Consider the following 21,825-nt stretch of genomic DNA (forward strand, 5'->3'; position numbering starts at 1 on the left):
GTCGGAACAACTCCCACAAACCGTCCGGAACCAGGTGCTCTACAAGCCTCTCCACGTCGGCTTAACGTCACGCCCCGCCAAAAGAAACGGCGTCTAAGGGCATCCAGGGCTCGTTCTGGGGCTGACCTGCTGCGGAGCAGCGTCGGGGGCCCGGTAGGTGGTCGAAGTGTTCCCCGGTGTTCCCCGTGGTTCCCCCTACAACCTGGCACGCTTCTGGCACGAGCACTCCGTCCCGAACTACCGGCGGTCGGTCGTCGTTTCGACGTGTGCACCCACTGCTCTTGTTCACAGAGCCCACCCATCGCAGATAAGGTCCGCATGCTTCCGGGCCACGAAGACTGGACGACAGCGATCGTTAGCTATCTGGGATTAGCTTAAATCGCTGCTCCTTTTCCCAGGAGCGGAGTGCGACATACATTTGCGTGGTAGAGAACGATCGTGAGTCGAAGCTAAGCCGAAGCATTTTCTCGATAACATCTCTTCCATGCGCTGTTGCACGCCTTCGAATGGCCGCATCAAAGTCGAGGAGTGAGGCCAAATCGTGCCCGCATGAAATTTCCGTATCTGGTGACTCGGTGTTCGTCTGCGCGATTGCCAGGACGGTGTTGGAATCAAGATCTTTCTCGGCGATGAGCGCTTCAATGCACGATTCGAGATTGAACTTTCCGTCCCTCTCGATGAATTCTCCTGCGTTAAGAGATTTAAAACCTATCTTCCCCCCGTTTTGAATGCTCCATAGGCGCAACTTCCCTATAAGAGCGGCGTATCCAAGGAGCCGTTTCCTAGTGCGCTCCATCTCTCTCTCGTCAGCCTCGCGTTCGTACAACTCCGCATAGAAATGACCGAAAGCTGGTGACGTGCAAATCATCACCTCAGTGTCATGGTGGTCTACTGGGAACACGTTCACTATCTCTGCGTACCCCAATAGTCGGTCAAAATCGGCATCACAAATTCCAAGGACTCCGGTGATCCCCCGGCTCGTTACCATTTCTATGGCTGCAAGCAGATTAGACTTTCCCTTGCAGTGGATGACTCGAGCCTGTGGCGAGGGAATGAAGAGTCTTCGAAACAGGCGGGTATCCGTAGCGCCCTCAACCAGAACGATCGGACCGGCCATCCCAGATCGGAGCATGCCAACTTCATTAGCGATACGAACCGGGTTGCTCTGATGCTGTTGCAAGGCCATCTATTCACCGTCGCTAAGCTCGACCGTCAGATCCCAGCGATCATTGATGATCGAAGGACTATGAGTGGCGACCAGAAACTTGAGCTTAGCTAGTTCCGCGATTTTGAGTAGATCTGGAATGAAATCATTCTGCCATGACACATGCAGAGACAGTTCTGGTTCGTCGATGAGCACTAGAGTACCGACCTGCTCTCTGAATAGGAGGCCGTAGGTGAGGACAAGTTCTTGCTGCTCACCAGAGCTCAATGACTCAAGGCTAAGCTGGTGACCTTGAGAAGAGACGATACGAAAACCCTGCTCACGGTCTACAAAGAGGCGCTTTCGTCGGAACTTCGCGTTAATCACTTGGAGAAATAGCTCGATTTTTTCCGAAATTACATCGAGCTGAGAGAGCTTGTCGCGAACATCCGCCAAATAAAGGTTCAGTACACGGAGCTCTCCTTCATCCAACTCTCGTTGAGGAAGTTGTAGCTCTGCATCTCGGTCCAGCAAGCCTGATTGTACGTACCGAATCCGTCGGTCCGCCTCTTCGTTGTACCGCTTTCGAATGGAATCCTCTCCGGGGGTTTCAATGTGAATTGCAGGGTCTAGCAACCTTGCAGGGAACGTGCTGTCGAGCTTCTGTGAGTAATTGCTGTACTCGGCCAAGCTCTGCTGAATTCGTGATGAAAGATCTCGAGCGAAAGTGCGCACTGTGGGGGTCATTGGCGCTTCCCGGCCCTGGCGAAATCTTCCAGGCCGGTCGTTTGCTCCACTCGTCAAACGCTCTGTACGAATGAAGAATACTGGGAATTCTGCCGTCAGGGCCCGCAGCCATTCGGGGATTTTGGTGCGCGTAGGTACCCCTGCATACTGGCCCAATCGTTCACCGTATCGATCAGCCACACCCAGCAAGTCAAGTGTATCGCCTGCCGCCGCATCGAACCATTCGCTGGGCCCTGTTCGGTTAAGCTCAGGGATGATATCTTCAACCATGTCCCTCGGAATTCCGAGGTCGGCAGCAGTGTTTCCGAGTGTCCATCCTGGCTGAACCAAGCGACCATCGGGTCCAGTGAGCTGAAATTCGAGTGATACCTTGTCGTCGGGCCCTTTTTTCGCTCGAATCGCGACCAAGATTTGGCCATTCGAGAACTTCGCCCGCAATCCGGAGAAGTGGATTGAGCGAAGCAGAGAAAATTTCCTATTGGAGAGGCAATCGATTATCTTTAGTACGGTTGTCTTGCCCACTCCATTCGCACCGTGAAGGAGTGTCAATCCGTCGATGGTGTTGAACTGGATATCATGTGTGAACTCATCGAAGAGATTTTCAATGCGAAGCTCGAGCAGGTCCATGTGTTGAGGGTAGCCGTTCAGGAAGCTGCCCAAGCTGTCTTCGCTATAAATTTGCCCTGGCGCTTCATCAGGACGGCAGCGTCCACGGTGGCTGCTGGCGACCGCGAAGCGTTGTCTCTAGCACCATTCGGGCGCTTCAGTGGGCCTGCATAGGTCGGCGGAGCGGCTTTGGGGTGGCGCTGCTTTGGCGCGAGTGATCATGGCCCCGTAAGCTTCCGGCGCGTCGGGCAGTCTGTTGACCTGCCCGGTAAAGCACGACGTTGGGGCCATGATCTTCGAGGCTCGCGCCAAAGTGGCTCCGTAAAGCCGTGGAGCCGACCGCCCCAGCCACGACGTACCCTTTCTCTGGCATCAGGTGGCTGCATGCTGTGAGCGCGGCACGGGCGCCGGCCGGGCTGGAGCGGGACGGAGGCAGGAGCGCAGGCCCGGCCGGGGGCCGGGCCGCGCGCGGGGAGCGGAGCGAGCCGCCTTGATCACGTGAAGAAAGTCTGAGCCATCAGAGGGCTGGCTAGAGCCTGAAAGACAGCTCCAACTCGTCGCCTGGTAGGTGGAACTCCTCCAGAGCCAAGGGCTTGTCCGCCGCCGTCAGTGTCACGCGGAGGACGTGCAGAAGCGGCACCCCGTCCGTGAGCCGGAGGGCCTGGGCCTGGTCTGGCAGAGGCATGCGGGTGCGGACGTACTCCGTGAAGTGAAGTTCGTGGCCCAGGTCGGCTAGGGCGACGTAGAGCTCTGGGGCCGGCGGCGGGGCTTCTTCCTCGTACTTGGTGTCGATGAGGACTGAGAACGGTACGTATGTCCGGTGGAGTTGGCGGAGGTGGCCGTTGTCGGCCGTCTGTAGGGCGTCGTACGTGAACATCGGCTCGCCTGGTGCGATGCGGAGTAGGTCCGCCAGGGCCAACGGGGCGTCGGTCCGGGTGGCTACCGGCGGCTCGGCGTCGGTCCAGCGGATGCCGTCGGCTTCGATGTAGCGGCCGTCCGAGGCTCGGCGTACGCCGCGTGGGCGGGTGAGGCCGGGGCGGCTGTGGGGGGAGCGGGCGAAGGTGCCGCGGCCCATGATGGCCTCGACGAGACCGGATGCCCGTAGCTCGGCCAGACCCTGACGGACTGTGGGGCGCGTCACGCCGAACTGTTTCGCCAACGCTTCCTCGGACGGAAGCGGTTGGCCGGCCGCGAAGGTGCCGTTCAGGATGCCATCGCGCAGGTAGTCGGCGATTTGCCGGTACTTCGGCTGCGTGTTCTTCGGCGGCATGCGGGCCCTCCGTGGCCGTGGCTTCTGCGGCTGTTCGTTGCTGTGGACGGCGTGCCCACGATCGTGGGCAGTTTCTCGTATCGCTAGGTCGGTTGACAACCCGTACTACGGGTCGGCAATCTGGTCTGGGTCACCCGTACTACGGGTGGTCTAGCAGCCCGCAGGATTGGCCTGCGGGTGCCAGAGATGAGGAGAGACGAACAGTGGCAAGCCTTCCGATCGATACCGCGAAGTTCACGGGGATCATCTGCGCCGTGCCCCCGGCTCCGCGGGTCGCCAACCGAGAGACCGGTCAGTTGCGGGTCGACCGCGAGACCGGCAAGACCATGTACCAGGTCGGCCTGTGCCTGATGGCCGGGGCGTCGGCCGACGTCGTGAACGTGAGCGTGGCCGGTGAGCCGGTCGGTGTGCAGCTCGGCATGCCGGTGGCCGTGCGGGACCTGGTCGCCACGCCGTGGGAGAACGAGGGGCGTCACGGGATCGCGTTCCGTGCGGCGGAGATCCGGCCCCTGAGCACTCCGGCTCCGGCGGGCAAGGGGGCCGGGCAGTGATGAAACTGGCCTCCACCACCACATCGGCCGGTGCGACCGGGCCGAGTTGGGTGCTGTTGGTGGCCGCAGTGCTGGTGTCGGGTCTGCTTCTGACGGGCCCGGCCCTGCGCCGCCGTCATCCCGTGGCCTGGTGGCTGTTACTCGGCTTCCCGGTCGCCGCCTTCCGGGTCATGCGGACCTGGCGGCCTCTGATGGCCGGGTGCGGGCTCGCTGTGAGCCGACGACCGGCGCTTACGGTCGTCTCCGGGCTCGTCGGCAACGGGGCGCCTCCGCCACAGCCGCGCGTGCCGCGTCGCGGTCTCATACGCCCGACCGCTGGCGGCTTCGTGTTGCTGGTCCGGCTGTTACCGGGGCAGGTGCCCGAGGACTTCGTCAAGGCGGCACCAGCCATGGCGGAGGACTGGCAGGTGCACGCGGTGCGGGTGACCTCCTGGAAGCCGGGGGTCGTGCGGATCGTCGCGTCGGCCTCCGATCCGCTGGCTGTTCCGCGGGTGCCGAAGCAGCGGGGCCCCGGCCATCTGCTCCGGGTGGCCGTGGGTGTGCTGGAGACCGGGGCCGCGTGGGTGGTCGACCTGCGGCGCGTGCCGCACTGGCTGATCGTGGGGGCCACCCGTTCCGGCAAGTCGACACTGATCAACGCGCTCGTGGCGGGCCTCGCCCCGCAGGATGTCGCCTTGGTCGGGATCGACTGCAAGGGCGGCATGGAGCTGTCCCTCTACGGGCCGCGGTTGTCCGCCCTCGCGACCAACCGTGAGCAAGCGGTCAGGCTGTTGGCCGCGCTGGTTGATCTGACCCTCGACCGCATGAGCGTGTGCCGGGCGGCACGGGTGCGAAACGTCTGGGGTCTGCCGGACAAGGAGCGTCCCGTCCCCATTGTCGTGATCGTCGACGAGCTCGCGGAACTGTTCCTCGTCGCGAGCCGCAGTGAGAAGGACGAAGCACAGGCGGCCGGTACGGCGCTCATCCGGCTCGCCCAGCTCGGCGCGGCACTCGGGGTGTTCCTCGTCGTCGCCGGCCAACGCGTCGGCTCCGACCTGGGACCCGGGGTCACCGCTCTGCGGGCACAGCTCGGCGGCCGGGTCTGTCACCGCGTGGCCGACCCCGGAACAGCCGAAATGGCGCTCGGCGACCTCAACCCCGATGCCCTGAAGGCGGCGCAGGCCATCACGCCTGAACAGGCCGGTACTGCCGTCCTCGCTTCCGGCGACGGCTGGGAACGCGCCCGTTCGCACCTGATCACGGAGGCGGAGGCGGAAGCCGTCGCCGCTGAGTACGCGCACCTGACTCCCGTCCTGTCCGAGCTGCACGTCGAAGCGCCGTGAAAGGGGCCTGCCGTGCTGGTGTCCATGTCCGCCGTTCTCCTGCTGGGCCTGCTGATCTGGTTCCTGCTGCGCATCCGGTACCTGCGGTGGGCCGACGCGCTGCTCTGCGGAGCCTTCGGCTTCCTGCTCTCCAAGACCGTGGCCGCGCCGTTCGCTCAGGCGTTTCTCGACGGCGTGAACGGCTTCCTCGGCCAACTCCGCTTCTGAAAGCACCTGTTGGGAAGAGAAAGGGACTTCCTGTGTCCGAGTACATCATCGACGCATCCGACGCCGTGGCTCGCCGGGAGGGTGCGGAGCATGTCGCCGCCTCCCTCGGAGTGCCCGTCGAGGACATCGGCGAGGGCTACTACGACGCACGCCGTGACTTCGGTCCGATCGCGTACAGCGTCATTGCGATCCCGCCTAAGGAACGGCAGTGATCGCCCGTATAACGGGCTCCCGACGGGGCGCGAAGTCGCCAAACCCGACCCCGTCAGGAACCCACTCCATCCGCCACGTGAGCAGTGAAAGGAGCACTCACACTTTGTCCACTGCGCATCATTCGCGCAAATCTCCGCTGCCCGACTGCGACCTGAAGGGAGACAATTCCGAGGTCTCGACCTGCGAGGGATCCGAACGTGTCGTCCTCGTCGGGCTCGACGACATCGAGCAGCACCTGTGCCCGGCGCACGCTGCGGCGGTCTGGCTCACGGATCCGACGTTCAGGTTCAGCGCCAAGACTCGGCCGGAGGCAATCTCGGCCGTGATGCGGCACGCGTTCGGTGGGGGCGGTGGTCGACGATGACCACGACGCTCGTACCGGGCAGCGCTGCCGCTCTGGTCGCCAGGGCCTCGGAACCCGAGTTCGCCGCCTGGCGCCGAAACATCGTCCGCCTCGGCGGATGTACCAACCCGATTCACCTGGTCGGCACAGCGACCGTCTTCGACATGGCCACGGGTGCGGCTCTGCACTCTTACGGGTCGGACGTCTACGGCGGTCGCCTGCTCACGGCGTGCGGCAATCGACGGGCGACGGTCTGTCCGGCCTGCTCGGCGCTGTATCGGGCGGACACGTACCAACTTGTGCGTGCCGGACTCGTCGGCGGCAAGAATGTCGCGGCGGCGGTGAGCGGATACCCGCGCGTTTTCGTCACGCTCACCGCTCCCGGCTTCGGCCCGGTTCACACGCGGCGGGAACGCGATGGGCTCGTACGGGCCTGTCGTCCCCGTCGGCCGGGGGAGTGTTGTCCGCACGGGCGGCCGGTCGGATGTCGTGCGCGTCACGCGGCCGACGATCCTCGCCTCGGCGAACCGCTCTGTCCGCGCTGCTACGACTACGCGGGCGCCGTTCTCTGGCATGCGTTCGCCGGTCGGCTCTGGCATCGGTTCGGGCTGGAGCTGCGGCGGGAGGTTGCTCGGCGGGCCGGTCTGTCGCGCACGGAGTTCGGGGACGTCGCCCGACTCTCGTACGCGAAGGTCGCCGAGTATCAGCGGCGGGGTCTGGTCCACTTCCATGGGGTGATCCGCCTCGACGGACCGGATGGGCCCGACTCACCTCCGCCGGACTGGGCGACTCCGGCACTGCTGGCGGAGGCCGTTCCGGTGGTGGCTGGCCGGGTGCGGCTTGCGGCACCGGGCGCGGGCGTCGTCGGTCCGCGGGAGCTGCGCTTCGGCAGGCAGGTCGACGTACGACCCGTCACCTCGTACCGACGGGATGCGGGGGAGCGGCCAGCCTCCGCCGGGGCCGTCGCGGGCTACATCGCCAAGTACGCGACAAAGGGAGCGGAGTCCGCCGGAGCGGTGGATGGCCGGATCTACGACGCGCGGGACATGGTCATGCTGCCCGTCCGGGCGCACGTGCTGCGCATGATCGCCACGTGTTGGTGGCTGGGCGGCCTGGCGGAGTTCGAGCCGCTCGGGCTTCGGCGCTGGGCTCACATGCTCGGGTATGGCGGCCACTTCTCCAGCAAGTCACGTCGCTACTCGACCACGTTGACCGCTCTTCGGCAGGCCCGTGCCGATCACCGTGCGGAGCAGCAGCGGGCGTCCCTCGGGCTGGCCGATGTCGCGACCGTCACGGTTGGCCAGTGGCGTTATGCGGGGCGCGGCTACTCGCCGGCGGGGGAGCTCGTGGCCGCCTCGGTGCGGGAGGGCGGTGGTCGTCGTGGTGCGTGACAGCCGTGCGAAGACGGCCGAACTGCTCACCGTTCGGCAGGTGCTCGACGAACTGGGCGGGATCTCCCGACGCACCTTCTACCGCTGGCGGGAACTGCGCATCGCCCCCGCCTGCATCCGGCTGCCGAACGGGGAGCTCCGGGTTCGGCGGGACGTGCTCAACGACTGGTTGGAGGAGCGGGCGGAGGGGGCTGCATCGTGAAGTCATACAAGGTCGTCATCTGGAAGCTCAGCATCAACCGTTCCGCGAAGAAACCGACGTACCTCGTCCGATGGTCCGTGAACGGCGAGCCGTTCCACGAGTCGCACAAGACCAAGGCGCTCGCCGATCGCTTCCGGGCGAAGCTGCTTCGGGCGGCGGACAAGGGTGAGCCCTTCGACACGGTGACCGGTCTGCCCGATTCCCTGCGTGGGGGTAAGGCTGCTCTGTCCCTGCTGGAACTGGCGCTGAAGTACATCGATGCCCGGTGGCCGGAGGCGTCGGCGAAGCAGCGGGACAGCATGACCGACGCCCTGGCAACGGTCATGCCCGCGCTGGTCAAGTCGGTCCGTGGGCGTCCTGCACCGGCCGATCTGCGGCGGGCACTGCGCTCGTACATCCTGCCTCCGCCTCGGAGGGAACGCGAACGGCCCGAGGAGATTGCGGCAGCAGCGAAATGGATCGAGAAGGCGTCACTGCCGGTCGCCGAGCTCCAGGAGATCACTCGCGTGCACGACCTGATCGATGCGCTCACGCGGAAGCTCGACGGCAAGCCTGCGGCGACGCAGACGTACCGTCGACGGCGTGCGGTGGTCTTCAACGTCCTCGAATACGGGGTTGAGCTGGAGGCGCTGCCCTCGAACCCGCTGAGCCGAGTGCGGCGTAAGCGGGGGAAGCGAGCGGTGCAGGAGGTTGACCGTCGGGTGGTGGTCAACCCGCGGCAGGCGCGGGAGCTGCTGGCGGCGGTTACGTATGTCGGCGGCTACGACCGGGCGAGTGGCCGGCGGTTACGGGCGTTCTTCGGCTGCCTGTACTACGCGGCCATGCGTCCCGGTGAGGCGCTCGGCCTGCGGCTCTCGGACTGCACGCTGCCGGAGAAGGGCTGGGGCCGGATCGATCTGGCAGAGACCAGGCCCACCGCCGGTAAGGCGTGGACCGACTCCGGCGAGGCACACGATCGGCGCGGCCTGAAGCAGCGGGCGGACGGCGAGGTACGCATCGTGCCGGTACCGCCCCCGCTCGTGCGGATGCTCCAGGACCACGTCAAGGAGTTCGGCACGGCAGAGGACGGCCGGCTGTTCTCCAGCGAGCGGGGCAACGTGATCGCCGCCTCGTCGTACTCGCGCGCATGGAAACACGCCCGCGCCCTGGCGTTCCCGCCCGAACAGGTCGCCTCGGTCCTGGCGGCTCGCCCGTACGACCTGCGGCACGCGGGCGTCTCCCAGTGGCTCAACTCGGGCGTTCCCGCGCCGGAGGTGGCGGCTCGCGCCGGTCACTCGGTGGACGTCCTTCTGAAGATCTACGCCAAGTGCATCGACGGCCAGGAGCAGGAGATGAACGACCGGATCCTGAAGGGGCTGGGGGAGGAGGACATGTAGACGCCTGGACCATTAATTGGCCTGGTCAGGCTGCCGAGGGCCCCGGAGAGATCCGGGGCCCTCGGCGTTACTGCACGTCCGATGAGGCAAGCTTGACGAACTGCTCCAGAACCTCCCGCGCCTGCGAGCCGAGGGCACTCAGCTCCGTCTTGTCGGCTGCCTTGTGCAGGGCGGATGTCAGGGCGTAGGCGTCCTGCGCTATATCGATCAGTGCCCGCGCGCTTGCTATGAGCTGCACCCGGAACAAGGCGTGGAGGGCAATCCCGCGGAGTCGGTAAGCCTCCGTGCGGGCTTCGGTGAAAGCGGAGCCGTCAGGATCCTCGTTCCTGCGGTGCCAGCGATCTTGTTGCCCGCGCCGGAACTCTGTCAGCGCTCCGGCGAAATCGCTGTAGACGGTCATCCGGTCCGAGCGGAGCTGTTGCTGAGACGCAAACAGTTGGTCCCGGGCGGATGCGTTGCGCTGAAACGCGTAGGTGAGAGCTGAGCCCAACAGTGTGCCTGCAATGGCGATTAAGGCCGAGATGACACCATCCACGCCAGCATGAGATCACAAGATCGTTTGCGTGCCTAGATTCATAATTAGCCTTGCACGGGTCCTTCGAAAGGGCGCTTGGCCTGCAAGGAGACCCTTCAAGATCATTACGCCGTCATTACGTGATCACTGTCATGGGGCTGCATCGAGCCGCGTCCGCCTGCACAAACAGCAAGACCCCGCATCCAGCAAACGCGCTGGCGGCGGGGTCTTTAGGCACCTAATCCAAGGTGCCCCCGGCAGGATTCGAACCTGCGCACACGGCTCCGGAGGCCGTTGCTCTATCCCCTGAGCTACGGGGGCGTCTGGCGTTGAGCTGTTGCTCGCGGCGACGGGTAGAACACTACCAGCTCGGTCGGGGTGATCAGGAACGGGTTTCGCGGGGGTGCTCGCCTGCAGGGGGTGGAAGTCGGGAAAACCCGGACGCGGTGGCCGGTCCGGACCTACTCTCGAGTTGTGCCAGGGGCGTCGGGCCGGGTGCTTGTTGTGGACGACAACAAGGTCATCCGGCAGCTGATCAGGGTCAATCTCGAACTGGAGGGTATCGAGGTCGTGACCGCGGCCGACGGTGCCGAGTGTCTGGATGTGGTTCATCGGGTGCGTCCCGACGTGATCACCCTCGACGTCGTGATGCCCCGGCTCGACGGGCTGCGGACCGCCGCCCGGCTGCGTGCGGATCCGCGGACCCACGATCTTCCGCTCGCCATCGTCAGTGCCTGCACGCAGCAGGAGGTCGAGACCGGTCTCGACGTCGGTGTCGACGCGTTTCTCGCCAAGCCCTTCGAACCCGCGGAACTTGTGCAGGTGGTGCGGGAACTCATCGAGCGGCGGCGGGGTGGGGGCGAAGGGGACGAGGGGGACGAGGGGGACGAGGTCGGGTTCTTGGGGGAGCGGGCCGGGGGCAACCCCGCGTATCCCTGATTTCCGTTGGCCCACGCCTGCGCCTGCCCTCGGGCGGCCCACGCCGCCCGTGGCCGCGCCCCGGGCTGGCCCACGCCCCGGTCGGCCCACGCCGCCCCCCTGGGCTGCCTCCGGCCGCCCCCCCGGGGCTGGCCCCCACCGCCCCCGCCACCCTCGGCCGGCCCCCACCGCCCCCGCCCCACCGTCCACATGCCGGAAGCCTCTCCAAACCGGCTCGCATACCCACCCCCCTCCTCCCCTACGCTTGTCCCGTGACCCCCGTCGAGCTCTCCCGTACCGTCCTGCGCGCGGTGCGCCGTGCCGTGGACGCCGGGGAGCTTCGTGTGGCCGTGCCGGAGCGGGTCGTGGTGACGCCGCCGGGGCCGGGTGGGTGCGGGGATTACGCCACCAACGTCGCGTTGCAGCTCGCCGGGCCCGCCGGACAGCCTCCTGCGCGGGTCGCCGAGATCCTGGTGCCGCTGCTCGTGGAGTGCGCCGGCGTCGAGGACGTCGTCGTGACCGGGCCCGGGTTCCTCAACATCTCGCTCAGTTCCGCCTCGTCGCCGGCCGCCACCCTGGTCGCGGAGATCCGCCGCCTCGGGGCCGGTTACGGCCACGGCGACGCCCTCGCCGGGCAGGTGGTCGCGCTCCGGGTGCCGTACGACGTGCGGGCCGAGGTCGTCGCCGACGCGGTCGTACGGATCGTCGCGACGCAGGGCGGGCGTGGCGAGGTCGAGCACGGGGAGCCCGTCAGTCTGCGGCCCGTTCCGGCGCCCGAGGACCCGGCGCCGCTCGGGCCCGACGCCGCCCAGTGGGCCCTGCTGCATCCCGCCGCTCACGACCGGCCCCGGATCACCGCCGATCATCTGGTGCAGCGGGAGAGCAACCCGCTGTTCCGGGTCAGGTACGCGCACGCCCGGGTGCGGGCCGTCGGGCGGGGCGCGGGGCGGCTCGGGTTCGGTGCCGTGCCCGGCGACGTTCCCGACGCCCCGGGCGGTCTCGTCACCGCCCTCGCCGACTACCCCCGCATCCTCACCGGCGCGGCCATCCATCGCGCCCCCGACCGGCTCGCCCGGCACCTCGTCACCGTCGCCGACGCCGCGCTGCCGTTCCTGCCGACCGTGCTGCCCCGCGGCGACGAGAAACCCTCGGCCGCCCACCGCGCCCGGTTCGCCCTCGCCGAAGCCGCCGGGACGGTGCTGGCCGGCGGCCTGTCCCTGCTCGGCATCGACGCACCCGATCACCTCTGAGAGAGCCCGAAGAGCAATGAGCCGTTCCGCGCACCCCGCCGGGCCCCGGCACGCCGACGTCCTCCCCGAGGGGCACTACGCCGCCCCGCCCACCGATCTCAACGCCCTCGACCCCAAGGTGTGGGCCCAGACCGTCACCCGGAACGCCGACGGTGTCGTGACCGTCGGCGGTACCGACGTGAAGACCCTCGCCGAGGAGTTCGGCACCCCCGCCTACGTCCTCGACGAGGACGACTTCCGGGCCCGGGCGCGCGCCTGGCGCACCGCCTTCGGACCGGACGCCGACGTGTTCTACGCCGGGAAGGCGTTCCTGTCGCGGGCCGTCGTGCGCTGGCTGCACGAGGAAGGGCTCAACCTGGACGTGTGCTCCGGCGGGGAGCTGGCCACCGCGCTGTCCGCGGGCATGCCGGCCGACCGGATCGCCTTCCACGGCAACAACAAGTCGGAGGGGGAGATCCGGCGGGCCGTCGAGGCCGGTGTCGGGCGGATCGTCCTCGACTCCTTCCAGGAGATCGTGCGGGTCGCCCACATCGCGCGCGAGCTCGGCACGCGGCAGCGCGTGCAGATTCGTATCACCGTGGGCGTGGAAGCGCATACGCACGAGTTCATCGCAACGGCCCACGAAGACCAGAAGTTCGGGATTCCGCTGGCCGGCGGGCAGGCCGCGGAGGCCGTGCGGCGGGCGCTGCAGCTCGACGGGCTCGAGGTCATCGGGATCCACTCGCACATCGGGTCGCAGATCTTCGACATGTCGGGCTTCGAGGTCGCCGCGCACCGCGTGGTCGGGCTGCTCAAGGACATCCGCGACGAGCACGGGGTCGAGCTGCCCGAGATCGACCTCGGGGGCGGGCTCGGGATCGCGTACACGAGTGACGACGACCCGCGCGAGCCGCACGAGATCGCCAAGGCGCTCACCGAGATCGTGACGCGGGAGTGCGAGGCCGCCCGGCTGCGGACCCCCCGGATCTCCGTGGAGCCGGGGCGGGCCATCGTCGGCCCCACCGCCTTCACGCTCTACGAGGTCGGCACCATCAAGCCGCTCGACAACCTGCGCACCTACGTCTCCGTCGACGGCGGCATGTCCGACAACATCCGCACCGCGCTCTACGACGCCGAGTACAGCGTCGCCCTGGTGTCCCGGACCAGCGACGCCGAGCCGATGCTCGCCCGCGTCGTCGGCAAGCACTGCGAGAGCGGGGACATCGTGGTGAAGGACGCCTTCCTGCCGGGCGACCTGGCACCCGGTGACCTCATCGCCGTACCGGCCACCGGCGCCTACTGCCGTTCCATGGCCAGCAACTACAACCACGTGCTCCGGCCGCCCGTCGTCGCGGTGCGGGACGGTGCGGCCCGGGTGATCGTCCGGCGCGAGACGGAGGAGGACCTGCTCCGGCTCGACGTCGGATGACAGACGGATGAGGACGGGGATCGGGCGGGAGGAAGATCTCCTGTCTGCCCTCGCCGCACAGTGAAATAGATGTCTCACGATCCGGACGAAGGGTAGAAACTCCCGTCCGGTGAGTGAGACTGGTCCAACCGTAGACGGTATGAGGAAACGAGGTCGGATGATGCGTACGCGTCCGCTGAAGGTGGCGCTGCTGGGCTGTGGGGTCGTCGGCTCAGAGGTGGCACGCATCATGACGACGCACGCCGACGACCTCGCCCAGCGGATCGGCGCCCCGGTCGAACTGGCCGGTGTCGCCGTACGACGCCCCTCGAAGGTCCGCGAGGGCATCGACCCGGAGCTGGTCACCACCGACGCCACCGCGCTCGTCAAACGCGGCGACATCGACGTCGTCGTGGAGGTCATCGGCGGGATCGAACCCGCCCGCACCCTCATCGCCACCGCCTTCGAGCACGGCGCGTCGGTCGTGTCGGCCAACAAGGCCCTGCTCGCCCAGGACGGCGCCGCCCTGCACGCGGCCGCCGAGCAGCACGGCCGGGACCTCTACTACGAGGCCGCCGTCGCCGGTGCCATCCCGCTGATCCGGCCGCTGCGCGAGTCCCTGGCCGGCGACAAGGTCAACCGGGTGCTCGGCATCGTCAACGGGACGACCAACTTCATCCTCGACAAGATGGACTCCACGGGCGCCGGGTACCAGGAGGCGCTCGACGAGGCGACCGCGCTCGGGTACGCGGAGGCCGACCCGACCGCCGACGTCGAGGGCTTCGACGCGGCGGCCAAGGCCGCCATCCTCGCCGGCATCGCCTTCCACTCGCGCGTCCGGCTCGACGACGTCTACCGCGAGGGCATGACCGAGGTCACCGCCGCCGACTTCGCCTCCGCCAAGAACATGGGCTGCACCATCAAGCTGCTCGCCATCTGCGAGCGCGCCGAGAACGGCGGCTCGGTGACCGCCCGCGTGCACCCCGCCATGATTCCGCTGACCCACCCGCTCGCCTCCGTGCGCGGCGCGTACAACGCCGTCTTCGTGGAGTCCGACGCCAGCGGGCAGCTCATGTTCTACGGTCCCGGCGCCGGCGGCGCCCCGACCGCCTCCGCGGTCCTCGGCGACCTCGTCGCCGTCTGCCGCAACCGGCTCAGCGGGGCAACGGGGCCCGGCGAGTCGGCGTACGCCGGTCTGCCCGTGTCGCCCATGGGCGACGTCGTCACGCGCTACCACATCAGCCTCGACGTCGCCGACAAACCGGGTGTTCTCGCCCAGGTCGCCACCGTCTTCGCCGAGCACGGGGTGTCCATCGATACGGTTCGGCAGACCGGCAAGGACGGCGAGGCCTCCCTCGTCGTCGTCACCCACCGGGCCTCCGACGCCTCCCTCTCCGGGACCGTCGAGGCGCTGCGCAAGCTCGACACCGTGCGGGGTGTCGCCAGCATCATGCGGGTTGAAGGAGAGTAACCAGCAATGACCCACCAGTGGCGCGGAATCATCGAGGAGTACCGGGACCGGCTGCCCGTCTCCGACACCACGCCGGTCGTGACGCTCCGTGAGGGCGGTACGCCCCTCGTGCCCGCGCAGGTGCTCTCCGAGCGCACGGGCTGCGAGGTCCACCTGAAGGTGGAGGGCGCGAACCCGACCGGATCCTTCAAGGACCGCGGCATGACCATGGCCATCAGCAAGGCCAAGGAGGAGGGCGCGCAGGCGGTCATCTGCGCCTCCACGGGCAACACCTCCGCCTCCGCCGCCGCGTACGCCGTGCGCGCGGGCATGGTCTCCGCCGTGCTCGTCCCGCAGGGCAAGATCGCGCTCGGCAAGATGGGCCAGGCCCTCGTGCACGGCGCGAAGATCCTCCAGGTCGACGGCAACTTTGACGACTGCCTCACCCTCGCTCGCAAGCTGAGCGAGAACTACCCGGTGGCGCTGGTCAATTCGGTCAATCCGGTGCGCATCGAGGGGCAGAAGACGGCCTCCTTCGAGATCGTGGACATGCTTGGCGACGCGCCGGACATCCACGTCCTGCCGGTCGGCAACGCGGGCAACATCACCGCGTACTGGAAGGGGTACAAGGAGTACGCCGCCGACGGCATCGCCGCCAGGACGCCCCGGATGTGGGGTTTCCAGGCCTCCGGCAGCGCCCCGATCGTGCGCGGCGAGATCGTGAAGGACCCGTCGACCGTCGCCACCGCGATCCGCATCGGAAACCCCGCCTCCTGGCAGTTCGCGCTCGCGGCCCGGGACGAGTCCGGGGGCCTCATCGACGAGGTGACGGACCGTGAGATCCTGCGCGCGTACCGGCTGTTGGCCGCGCAGGAGGGCGTCTTCGTGGAGCCCGCCTCCGCCGCGTCCGTCGCCGGTCTGCTGAAGGCCGCCGAGCAGGGCAAGGTGGACCCGGGCCAGCGGATCGTCTGCACGGTCACCGGCAACGGCCTGAAGGACCCCGACTGGGCCGTCGCCGGCGCCCCGCAGCCGGTCACCGTGCCGGTCGACGCGGCCGCCGCGGCCGAGCGGCTGGGTCTCGCCTAGGAAACCACTGCTCGCCCAGGGGAATCACCGAGGGCGTCCCGGACAGGGAACTCCCTACGGAGGGGGCACAGGGGGCTTACGACACGCATCGTGCGCCTCCTGTGCGCCCTATGTCGCCACAGAACCTTCCTTCGATAGGCTGTACTGAACCCGCCCGCTGCATATGCCTCCGCATATGGCGCGGTGCCGCGCCGTCTCCACGGCCCGAGGGTCCCCCACGTACCTATCGAATGTCATTCGACCATCACGCAGCTCAAGGAGAGTCATCGAGCGATGGCCGGTCCAGCGTTCCGCGCCGCCGCCGTCCGGGTGCGCGTCCCCGCCACCAGCGCCAACATCGGCCCGGGCTTCGACGCCCTGGGCCTCGCGCTGGGGCTCTACGACGACGTCGTCGTCCGGGTGGCCGACTCCGGGCTGCACATCGACATCGCGGGGGAGGGCAGCGAGACGCTGCCGCGTGACGAGAGCCACCTTCTCGTACGCTCCCTGCGCACCGCCTTCGACCTGCTGGGCGGACAGCCCCGCGGCCTGGAGATCGTGTGCGCCAACCGCATCCCGCACGGCCGTGGCCTCGGCTCCTCCTCCGCCGCCATCTGCGCGGGCATCGTCGCCGCACGTGCCGTGACCATAGGCGGGGAAGCCCGTCTCGACGACGCGGCCCTCCTTGAGCTCGCGACCGAGATCGAGGGCCACCCCGACAACGTCGCGGCCTGCCTGCTCGGCGGCTTCACGCTCTCCTGGATGGAGTCCGGCGCCGCGCGGGCGATCAGGATGGAGCCCAGCGATTCCATCGTTCCGGTGGTTTTCGTGCCCGGGAAGCCGGTCCTCACCGAGACCGCGCGCGGACTGCTCCCGCGCACCGTGCCGCACGTCGACGCCGCCGCCAACGCGGGCCGCGCGGCCCTGCTCGTCGAGGCCCTCACCCGGCGCCCCGAACTGCTGCTGCCCGCCACCGAGGACCGCCTGCACCAGGAGTACCGCGCCCCCGCGATGCCGGAGAGCGCCGCCCTGGTGGAGCGGCTGCGCGCCGACGGCGTCCCGGCCGTCATCTCCGGCGCCGGACCCACCGTGATGGCGCTCGCCGACGCCGGCAGCGCCGAGAAGGTGCAGGCCCTGGCGGGTGCGGGCTGGGCCGCCAACCGGCTCGACCTGGACCTTCAGGGAGCGAGCGTGCTGCCGCTCGCGCCCTCCAGTGACATGTGACGCGCACGATTGCCGGATTTGGAGAGGGGGAATGTTTGTTGGATCCGGTAGTGTTAACCTCAAGTCTGCACCCGACCCCACCATGGCGAGGTGCTTCGTGTCCCCGTCCGGGACAGACATTCTTCCGGGAGTCTCCCAAGCCATTCAGCGTTCTGTATGACGTACCTGGGCAGTACGCCGTACCCGGGCACTGAGAGGGCCGCTGGGCACGCTCCGGAACAGGTGCTACCACGCCACGTGACACCGGGTGCCACGGCTCGTCGGAAGCGCCGTCACCAGATATTTCTTCCGCCGCACTGGCGGACCACCGCCCCGGCACGGTCCACACAAGCAAGGACCGAAAGCCGGACAGCACAACCGGTCGCCGAGCCAGACAGGCCGACGTCCGCTCCAGGGAAGGACCCTTCGTGAGCGACACCACCGATCTGATGGGCGCACGTGTCGAGGAGACCGCTGCCGCGCCCTCCACGGACGCCTCCGCGCCTGCCTCCGGTGCCGGCTCCCGGCGGCGCCGCGGTACCGGCCTCGAGGGCATGGTGCTGGCCGAGCTTCAGCAGGTCGCATCCGGCCTCGGCATCAGGGGCACCGCGCGGATGCGCAAGAGCCAGCTGATCGAGGTCATCAAGGAGGCGCAGGCCGGGGGCGGAGCCCCCGCCAAGGCCGAGGCCGCCGCCGAGACCAAGCCGAAGCGCCGGGCCACCTCCAAGGCCCGCACGGGTGACGAGGCCGCCGAGAAGAAGGCGGAGCAGGCCGCCGAGGCCCCCGCCGAGAAGAAGGCCGTGGCCCAGCAGCAGATCGAGATCCCCGGCCAGCCGGCCGGCCGCGCGGGCGAGGCCGAGCGCGACGGGGACGACGCCCCGGCCGAGCGCCGCCGTCGCCGGGCCACCGCCGAGGCAGGCAGCCCCACCGGCACCGGCGCCGAGACCATCGCCGCCGAGGCGCGCAGCGAGGCGAAGGCCGAGACGCCCGGACAGTCCCAGCAGCAGGGCGACGCCCGCGCCGACGCCGGTGACGAGGGCCGTGGCCGTCGCGACCGCCGTGACCGCGGCCGTGACCGCGACCGCCGCAACAAGGGCGACGAGCAGCAGGGCGGCGGCCAGGGCGGCCGCCAGGACCGTCAGCAGGACCGGCAGGACCGCCAGCAGCAGCCGCAGCAGCAGGGCGGCGGCCGTCAGGACCGGAACGCCGGCCCGCAGGACGACGACGACTTCGACGGCGGACGCCGTGGCCGTCGCGGCCGCTACCGCGACCGCCGTGGCCGCCGCGGCCGTGACGAGATCGGCGGCGCCGAGCCGCAGCTGGCCGAGGACGACGTCCTGATCCCCGTCGCGGGCATCCTCGACATCCTCGACAACTACGCGTTCATCCGGACCTCCGGCTACCTGCCCGGCCCGAACGACGTGTACGTCTCCCTCGCCCAGGTCCGCAAGAACGGCCTGCGCAAGGGCGACCACATCACCGGCGCGGTCCGCCAGCCCAAGGAGGGCGAGCGCCGTGAGAAGTTCAACGCGCTGGTCCGCCTGGACTCCGTCAACGGCATGGCGCCCGAACACGGCCGCGGCCGCCCGGAGTTCAACAAGCTGACCCCGCTCTACCCGCAGGACCGGCTCCGCCTGGAGACCGACCCGGGCGTGCTGACCACCCGGATCATCGACCTCGTGTCGCCGATCGGCAAGGGCCAGCGCGGTCTGATCGTGGCCCCGCCGAAGACCGGCAAGACCATGATCATGCAGGCGATCGCCAACGCGATCACGCACAACAACCCCGAGTGCCACCTGATGGTCGTCCTGGTCGACGAGCGTCCGGAAGAGGTCACCGACATGCAGCGGTCGGTCAAGGGCGAGGTCATCTCCTCGACCTTCGACCGCCCGGCCGAGGACCACACCACGGTCGCCGAGCTCGCCATCGAGCGCGCCAAGCGTCTGGTGGAGCTGGGCCACGACGTCGTCGTGCTGCTCGACTCGATCACGCGTCTGGGCCGTGCGTACAACCTCGCGGCGCCGGCCTCCGGCCGCATCCTGTCCGGTGGTGTCGACTCGACCGCCCTGTACCCGCCGAAGCGCTTCTTCGGTGCGGCCCGCAACATCGAGGACGGCGGCTCGCTGACCATCCTCGCCACCGCCCTGGTGGACACCGGGTCCCGCATGGACGAGGTGATCTTCGAGGAGTTCAAGGGCACCGGCAACATGGAGCTCAAGCTCGACCGGAAGCTCGCCGACAAGCGCATCTTCCCGGCGGTGGACGTCGACGCGTCCGGCACCCGCAAGGAGGAGATCCTGCTCGGCAACGAGGAGCTGGCGGTCGTCTGGAAGCTGCGGCGCGTGCTGCACGCGCTGGACCAGCAGCAGGCGATCGAGCTGCTCCTCGACAAGATGAAGCAGACGAAGTCGAACGTCGAGTTCCTGATGCAGATCCAGAAGACGACGCCGACGCCGGGCAACGGCGACTGACGGTCGTACGTCGGCCGCGGGTGGTCCGTGGCTGGTCGCGCCCACGCGGCGGCAGCCGCAGATCAAATGCAGTCACGCGCCCCTGACGGGGCGCTCAAGGGGCCGCTCCTCGCAAGCGCGAGGCTGCGGCCCTTTGCGTTCTCCTCCCCGGTGTACGATCGCGCCTTCGGTCAGTTGGCCGATTCGCGAACTCATGAGCCCGAGGGGGGACTTAGGTGGGTACACCCACGTCCGGGAGCGGTCGTCACAGACGTCGGATACGGATCGCGCTGCCCGTCGCGGCGGCCGCAATCGCCGCCGCCGTCACCGCCGCACTGATCTCGACCTCCGCCAGCGCGGCCACCCAGCCGACGCCCACGGCCAAGCCGGCGGTCAGCGTGCCGTCGCAGGCCACGCTGAGCAAGCGCCTCGCCGGTGCCGTCGCCGCCCACGGGGGGACGACGAAGACGACGTCCAAGACGGGCTCCAGCGGCTCCGCCGTCTCGCCGAAGATCATCGGTGGTGGCACGACCACCATCTCCACGGCGCCCTGGATGGCCCAGCTCTGGTACCAGGACACGACCAACGACATCTACTTCTTCTGCGGCGGCTCGGTCGTCTCGCCGACGAAGATCCTCACCGCGGCGCACTGCGTCAAGGACGAGAACGGCAAGGCCTACAACTGGAAGGCCTACGGTGTCGTCGTCACCGGCACCGCCTCGCTGCCCACCACCAACAGCGACGGCACCGACAACCTGCACGGGGGCACCCTCAGCGGGGTCCTGCGCCAGTGGAACAACCCGTCGTACAGCCCGTCGACCATCAACAACGACGTCGCGGTACTGACCCTGGCCGCCCCGGTCAAGGCCACCCCGATCAAGCTGACGACCAACACCGACACGACCTCCTACAAGGCCGGCACCGGCGCCAAGGTCTACGGCTGGGGCCGCACCAGCTCCACCTCGGACGACATCTCCGAGACGCTGAAGACGGCCACCCTGCCGATGCAGTCCGACAGCACCTGCTCGGCCTACTTCGGCGGCCTGTTCGTCAAGGGCCACATGGTCTGCGCCGGCAAGCCCGCCACCGGCACCGACACCGGCACCACCGCCACCTGCAACGGCGACTCCGGCGGCCCGCTGGTCGTCGGCGGCCGGATCGTCGGCGTGGTCTCCTGGGGCGTCACGGACAACGGCGTCGAGTGCGTCGTGCAGGGCTCCTACAGCGTCTTCACGAAGGTCAGCACCTACGTCGGTGCCGTCTACGCGCAGATCGCCGACTCGAACCTGAGCTACACGGACGGCAAGGCCGACCTGTTCGCCCGCAAGTCGTCGACCAAGGTCGGCTACGAGCTGGACTCCAAGGGAACTTCGCTCGCCTCCCGTATCTCCTGGGGCGACTTCGGCGGGGTCAACGCCGTCCTCCAGGCCGACCTCAACCGCGACGGCTTCCAGGACCTCGTCTACCGGGTCTCTTCCTCCGGTGACGTGTACTGGCTGCACTTCGCGCTGAACAGCGCGCAGACCGACGGCTCCTGGGTCGAGACGAAGATCTTCTCCGGCTGGAAGACCCGCAAGGCGATCGTCATACCGGGTGACCTCACCGGCGACTACCTGCCCGACGTGCTCTCCGAGGACTCCGCCGGCGTGCTGTGGCTGTACCCCGGCAAGGGCAACGGCACCTTCGCCGCCCGAGTCAAGGTCGGCGGCGGCTGGAGCCAGTACAACCAGCTGCGCGGCGTCGGCGACTTCAACGGCGACGGCAAGGCCGACCTGCTGGCCCGCAGGAGCAGCGGCGGCGACCTGTACCTGTACAAGGGCACCGGCAAGTCCGGCACCGGCCTCTTCTCGGCCCGGGTGAAGGTCCGCTCCGGCTGGACCGGCTTCAACACCCTCGCCGCGGTCGGCGACCTGACCGGCGACGGCAAGGCCGACCTCGTGGCCCGGACGACCGGCGGCACGCTGTACCTGTACCCGGGGACCGGCAAGGCGACCAGTGAGATCTTCGGCACAAGGAAGTCGCTCGGTACCGGTTTCCAGCAGTACGACATCTTCGGCTGAAATACCTGGTGAGCGGGGTTCGCCCCGTCTTGCCCGGTGACCTGGTGGGGCCCCCCCCCCCCCCCCCGGGCCCCCCCCCCCCCTCCCCCCCCCCCCCCCCTCTTTCCTTCCCCCCAACCGAACAAACAAGGTGCCCTTCCCGCCGACTACCCCCTT

Annotated in this window: 20 protein-coding genes and 1 tRNA gene; 16 read left to right on the forward strand and 5 right to left on the reverse strand. The window is 68.2% G+C overall.

Annotation, left to right across the window (positions count from 1 at the left end; translation table 11 throughout):
* Positions 1 to 355: 355 nt before the first annotated feature.
* From ACZ63F_RS40160 to ACZ63F_RS40170, 3 genes are all read right to left on the reverse strand, one after another.
* Positions 356 to 1,186: a DUF4435 domain-containing protein gene (locus ACZ63F_RS40160; protein WP_469718743.1), complete on the reverse strand. Its 831-nt coding sequence runs from the start codon at positions 1,184 to 1,186 to the stop codon at positions 356 to 358.
* Positions 1,187 to 2,518, reverse strand: a complete 1,332-nt coding sequence (locus ACZ63F_RS40165; RefSeq protein WP_469718745.1) for an AAA family ATPase — start codon at positions 2,516 to 2,518, stop codon at positions 1,187 to 1,189.
* Between the two features lie 508 nt (positions 2,519 to 3,026).
* The gene (locus tag ACZ63F_RS40170; RefSeq protein ID WP_469718747.1) at positions 3,027 to 3,767 is read right to left on the reverse strand and encodes a GntR family transcriptional regulator; all 741 of its coding nucleotides are present in this window, start codon (positions 3,765 to 3,767) and stop codon (positions 3,027 to 3,029) included.
* A 203-nt stretch (positions 3,768 to 3,970) separates the two neighbouring features.
* Here ACZ63F_RS40170 and ACZ63F_RS40175 point away from each other — a divergent pair, with 203 nt between their 5' ends.
* The 8 genes from ACZ63F_RS40175 (at position 3,971) to ACZ63F_RS40210 (ending at position 9,372) form a co-directional block, all read left to right on the forward strand.
* Positions 3,971 to 4,318: an SCO3933 family regulatory protein gene (locus ACZ63F_RS40175; RefSeq protein ID WP_469718749.1), complete on the forward strand. Its 348-nt coding sequence runs from the start codon at positions 3,971 to 3,973 to the stop codon at positions 4,316 to 4,318.
* Entirely contained in the window at positions 4,318 to 5,640 is a 1,323-nt protein-coding gene (locus ACZ63F_RS40180) for an FtsK/SpoIIIE domain-containing protein (protein WP_469718751.1), read from the forward strand. Before ACZ63F_RS40175 ends, ACZ63F_RS40180 begins: the two co-directional genes overlap by 1 nt.
* Positions 5,641 to 5,652: 12 nt before the next feature.
* Positions 5,653 to 5,847: a hypothetical protein gene (locus ACZ63F_RS40185; protein ID WP_108014878.1), complete on the forward strand. Its 195-nt coding sequence runs from the start codon at positions 5,653 to 5,655 to the stop codon at positions 5,845 to 5,847.
* A gap of 32 nt (positions 5,848 to 5,879) precedes the next feature.
* Positions 5,880 to 6,059, forward strand: a complete 180-nt coding sequence (locus tag ACZ63F_RS40190; RefSeq protein ID WP_469718752.1) for a hypothetical protein — start codon at positions 5,880 to 5,882, stop codon at positions 6,057 to 6,059.
* Positions 6,060 to 6,163: 104 nt separating this feature from the next.
* Positions 6,164 to 6,424: a hypothetical protein gene (locus ACZ63F_RS40195; RefSeq protein WP_469718753.1), complete on the forward strand. Its 261-nt coding sequence runs from the start codon at positions 6,164 to 6,166 to the stop codon at positions 6,422 to 6,424.
* Positions 6,421 to 7,794 carry a replication initiator gene (locus ACZ63F_RS40200; RefSeq protein ID WP_469718755.1) on the forward strand — a complete coding sequence of 458 codons (1,374 nt, stop codon included), beginning with the start codon at positions 6,421 to 6,423 and terminating at the stop codon, positions 7,792 to 7,794. Before ACZ63F_RS40195 ends, ACZ63F_RS40200 begins: the two co-directional genes overlap by 4 nt.
* Positions 7,784 to 7,996, forward strand: a complete 213-nt coding sequence (locus tag ACZ63F_RS40205; RefSeq protein WP_401646952.1) for a helix-turn-helix transcriptional regulator — start codon at positions 7,784 to 7,786, stop codon at positions 7,994 to 7,996. The genes ACZ63F_RS40200 and ACZ63F_RS40205 overlap by 11 nt, the downstream gene beginning before the upstream one ends.
* The gene (locus ACZ63F_RS40210) at positions 7,993 to 9,372 is read left to right on the forward strand and encodes a tyrosine-type recombinase/integrase (RefSeq protein WP_469718756.1); all 1,380 of its coding nucleotides are present in this window, start codon (positions 7,993 to 7,995) and stop codon (positions 9,370 to 9,372) included. The genes ACZ63F_RS40205 and ACZ63F_RS40210 overlap by 4 nt, the downstream gene beginning before the upstream one ends.
* 67 nt (positions 9,373 to 9,439) lie before the next feature.
* Here ACZ63F_RS40210 and ACZ63F_RS40215 read toward each other — a convergent pair whose 3' ends face one another.
* Both ACZ63F_RS40215 and ACZ63F_RS40220 read right to left on the reverse strand, forming a co-directional pair.
* Positions 9,440 to 9,907 (reverse strand): hypothetical protein, encoded by a 468-nt coding sequence (locus tag ACZ63F_RS40215; RefSeq protein ID WP_469718758.1) that lies wholly within the window; start codon positions 9,905 to 9,907, stop codon positions 9,440 to 9,442.
* A 228-nt stretch (positions 9,908 to 10,135) separates the two neighbouring features.
* Positions 10,136 to 10,207: transfer RNA gene (locus ACZ63F_RS40220), tRNA-Arg, on the reverse strand.
* Between the two features lie 174 nt (positions 10,208 to 10,381).
* Between ACZ63F_RS40220 and ACZ63F_RS40225 the strand changes: the two genes are divergently transcribed.
* The 8 genes from ACZ63F_RS40225 (at position 10,382) to ACZ63F_RS40260 (ending at position 21,669) form a co-directional block, all read left to right on the forward strand.
* Positions 10,382 to 10,825: a response regulator gene (locus tag ACZ63F_RS40225; RefSeq protein WP_469718759.1), complete on the forward strand. Its 444-nt coding sequence runs from the start codon at positions 10,382 to 10,384 to the stop codon at positions 10,823 to 10,825.
* A gap of 251 nt (positions 10,826 to 11,076) precedes the next feature.
* Positions 11,077 to 12,054 carry an ArgS-related anticodon-binding protein NrtL gene (gene nrtL / locus ACZ63F_RS40230; RefSeq protein ID WP_469718761.1) on the forward strand — a complete coding sequence of 326 codons (978 nt, stop codon included), beginning with the start codon at positions 11,077 to 11,079 and terminating at the stop codon, positions 12,052 to 12,054.
* Positions 12,055 to 12,070: 16 nt separating this feature from the next.
* Positions 12,071 to 13,462 carry a diaminopimelate decarboxylase gene (gene lysA / locus ACZ63F_RS40235; RefSeq protein ID WP_469718762.1) on the forward strand — a complete coding sequence of 464 codons (1,392 nt, stop codon included), beginning with the start codon at positions 12,071 to 12,073 and terminating at the stop codon, positions 13,460 to 13,462.
* 157 nt (positions 13,463 to 13,619) lie between these two features.
* Entirely contained in the window at positions 13,620 to 14,912 is a 1,293-nt protein-coding gene (locus ACZ63F_RS40240; protein WP_469718763.1) for a homoserine dehydrogenase, read from the forward strand.
* A 6-nt stretch (positions 14,913 to 14,918) separates the two neighbouring features.
* Complete coding sequence (gene thrC / locus ACZ63F_RS40245; RefSeq protein ID WP_352362810.1) at positions 14,919 to 15,977, forward strand: threonine synthase; 1,059 nt, start codon at positions 14,919 to 14,921, stop codon at positions 15,975 to 15,977.
* Positions 15,978 to 16,250: 273 nt separating this feature from the next.
* Positions 16,251 to 17,180, forward strand: coding sequence for a homoserine kinase (gene thrB, locus ACZ63F_RS40250; protein ID WP_457700057.1), 930 nt, complete (start codon positions 16,251 to 16,253; stop codon positions 17,178 to 17,180).
* Between the two features lie 407 nt (positions 17,181 to 17,587).
* Positions 17,588 to 19,630 (forward strand): transcription termination factor Rho, encoded by a 2,043-nt coding sequence (gene rho / locus ACZ63F_RS40255; RefSeq protein WP_469718766.1) that lies wholly within the window; start codon positions 17,588 to 17,590, stop codon positions 19,628 to 19,630.
* Positions 19,631 to 19,845: 215 nt separating this feature from the next.
* Positions 19,846 to 21,669, forward strand: a complete 1,824-nt coding sequence (locus ACZ63F_RS40260; protein WP_469718768.1) for a trypsin-like serine protease — start codon at positions 19,846 to 19,848, stop codon at positions 21,667 to 21,669.
* Positions 21,670 to 21,825 lie beyond the last annotated feature (156 nt).

Source organism: Streptomyces sp. NPDC104761 (assembly GCF_055583445.1).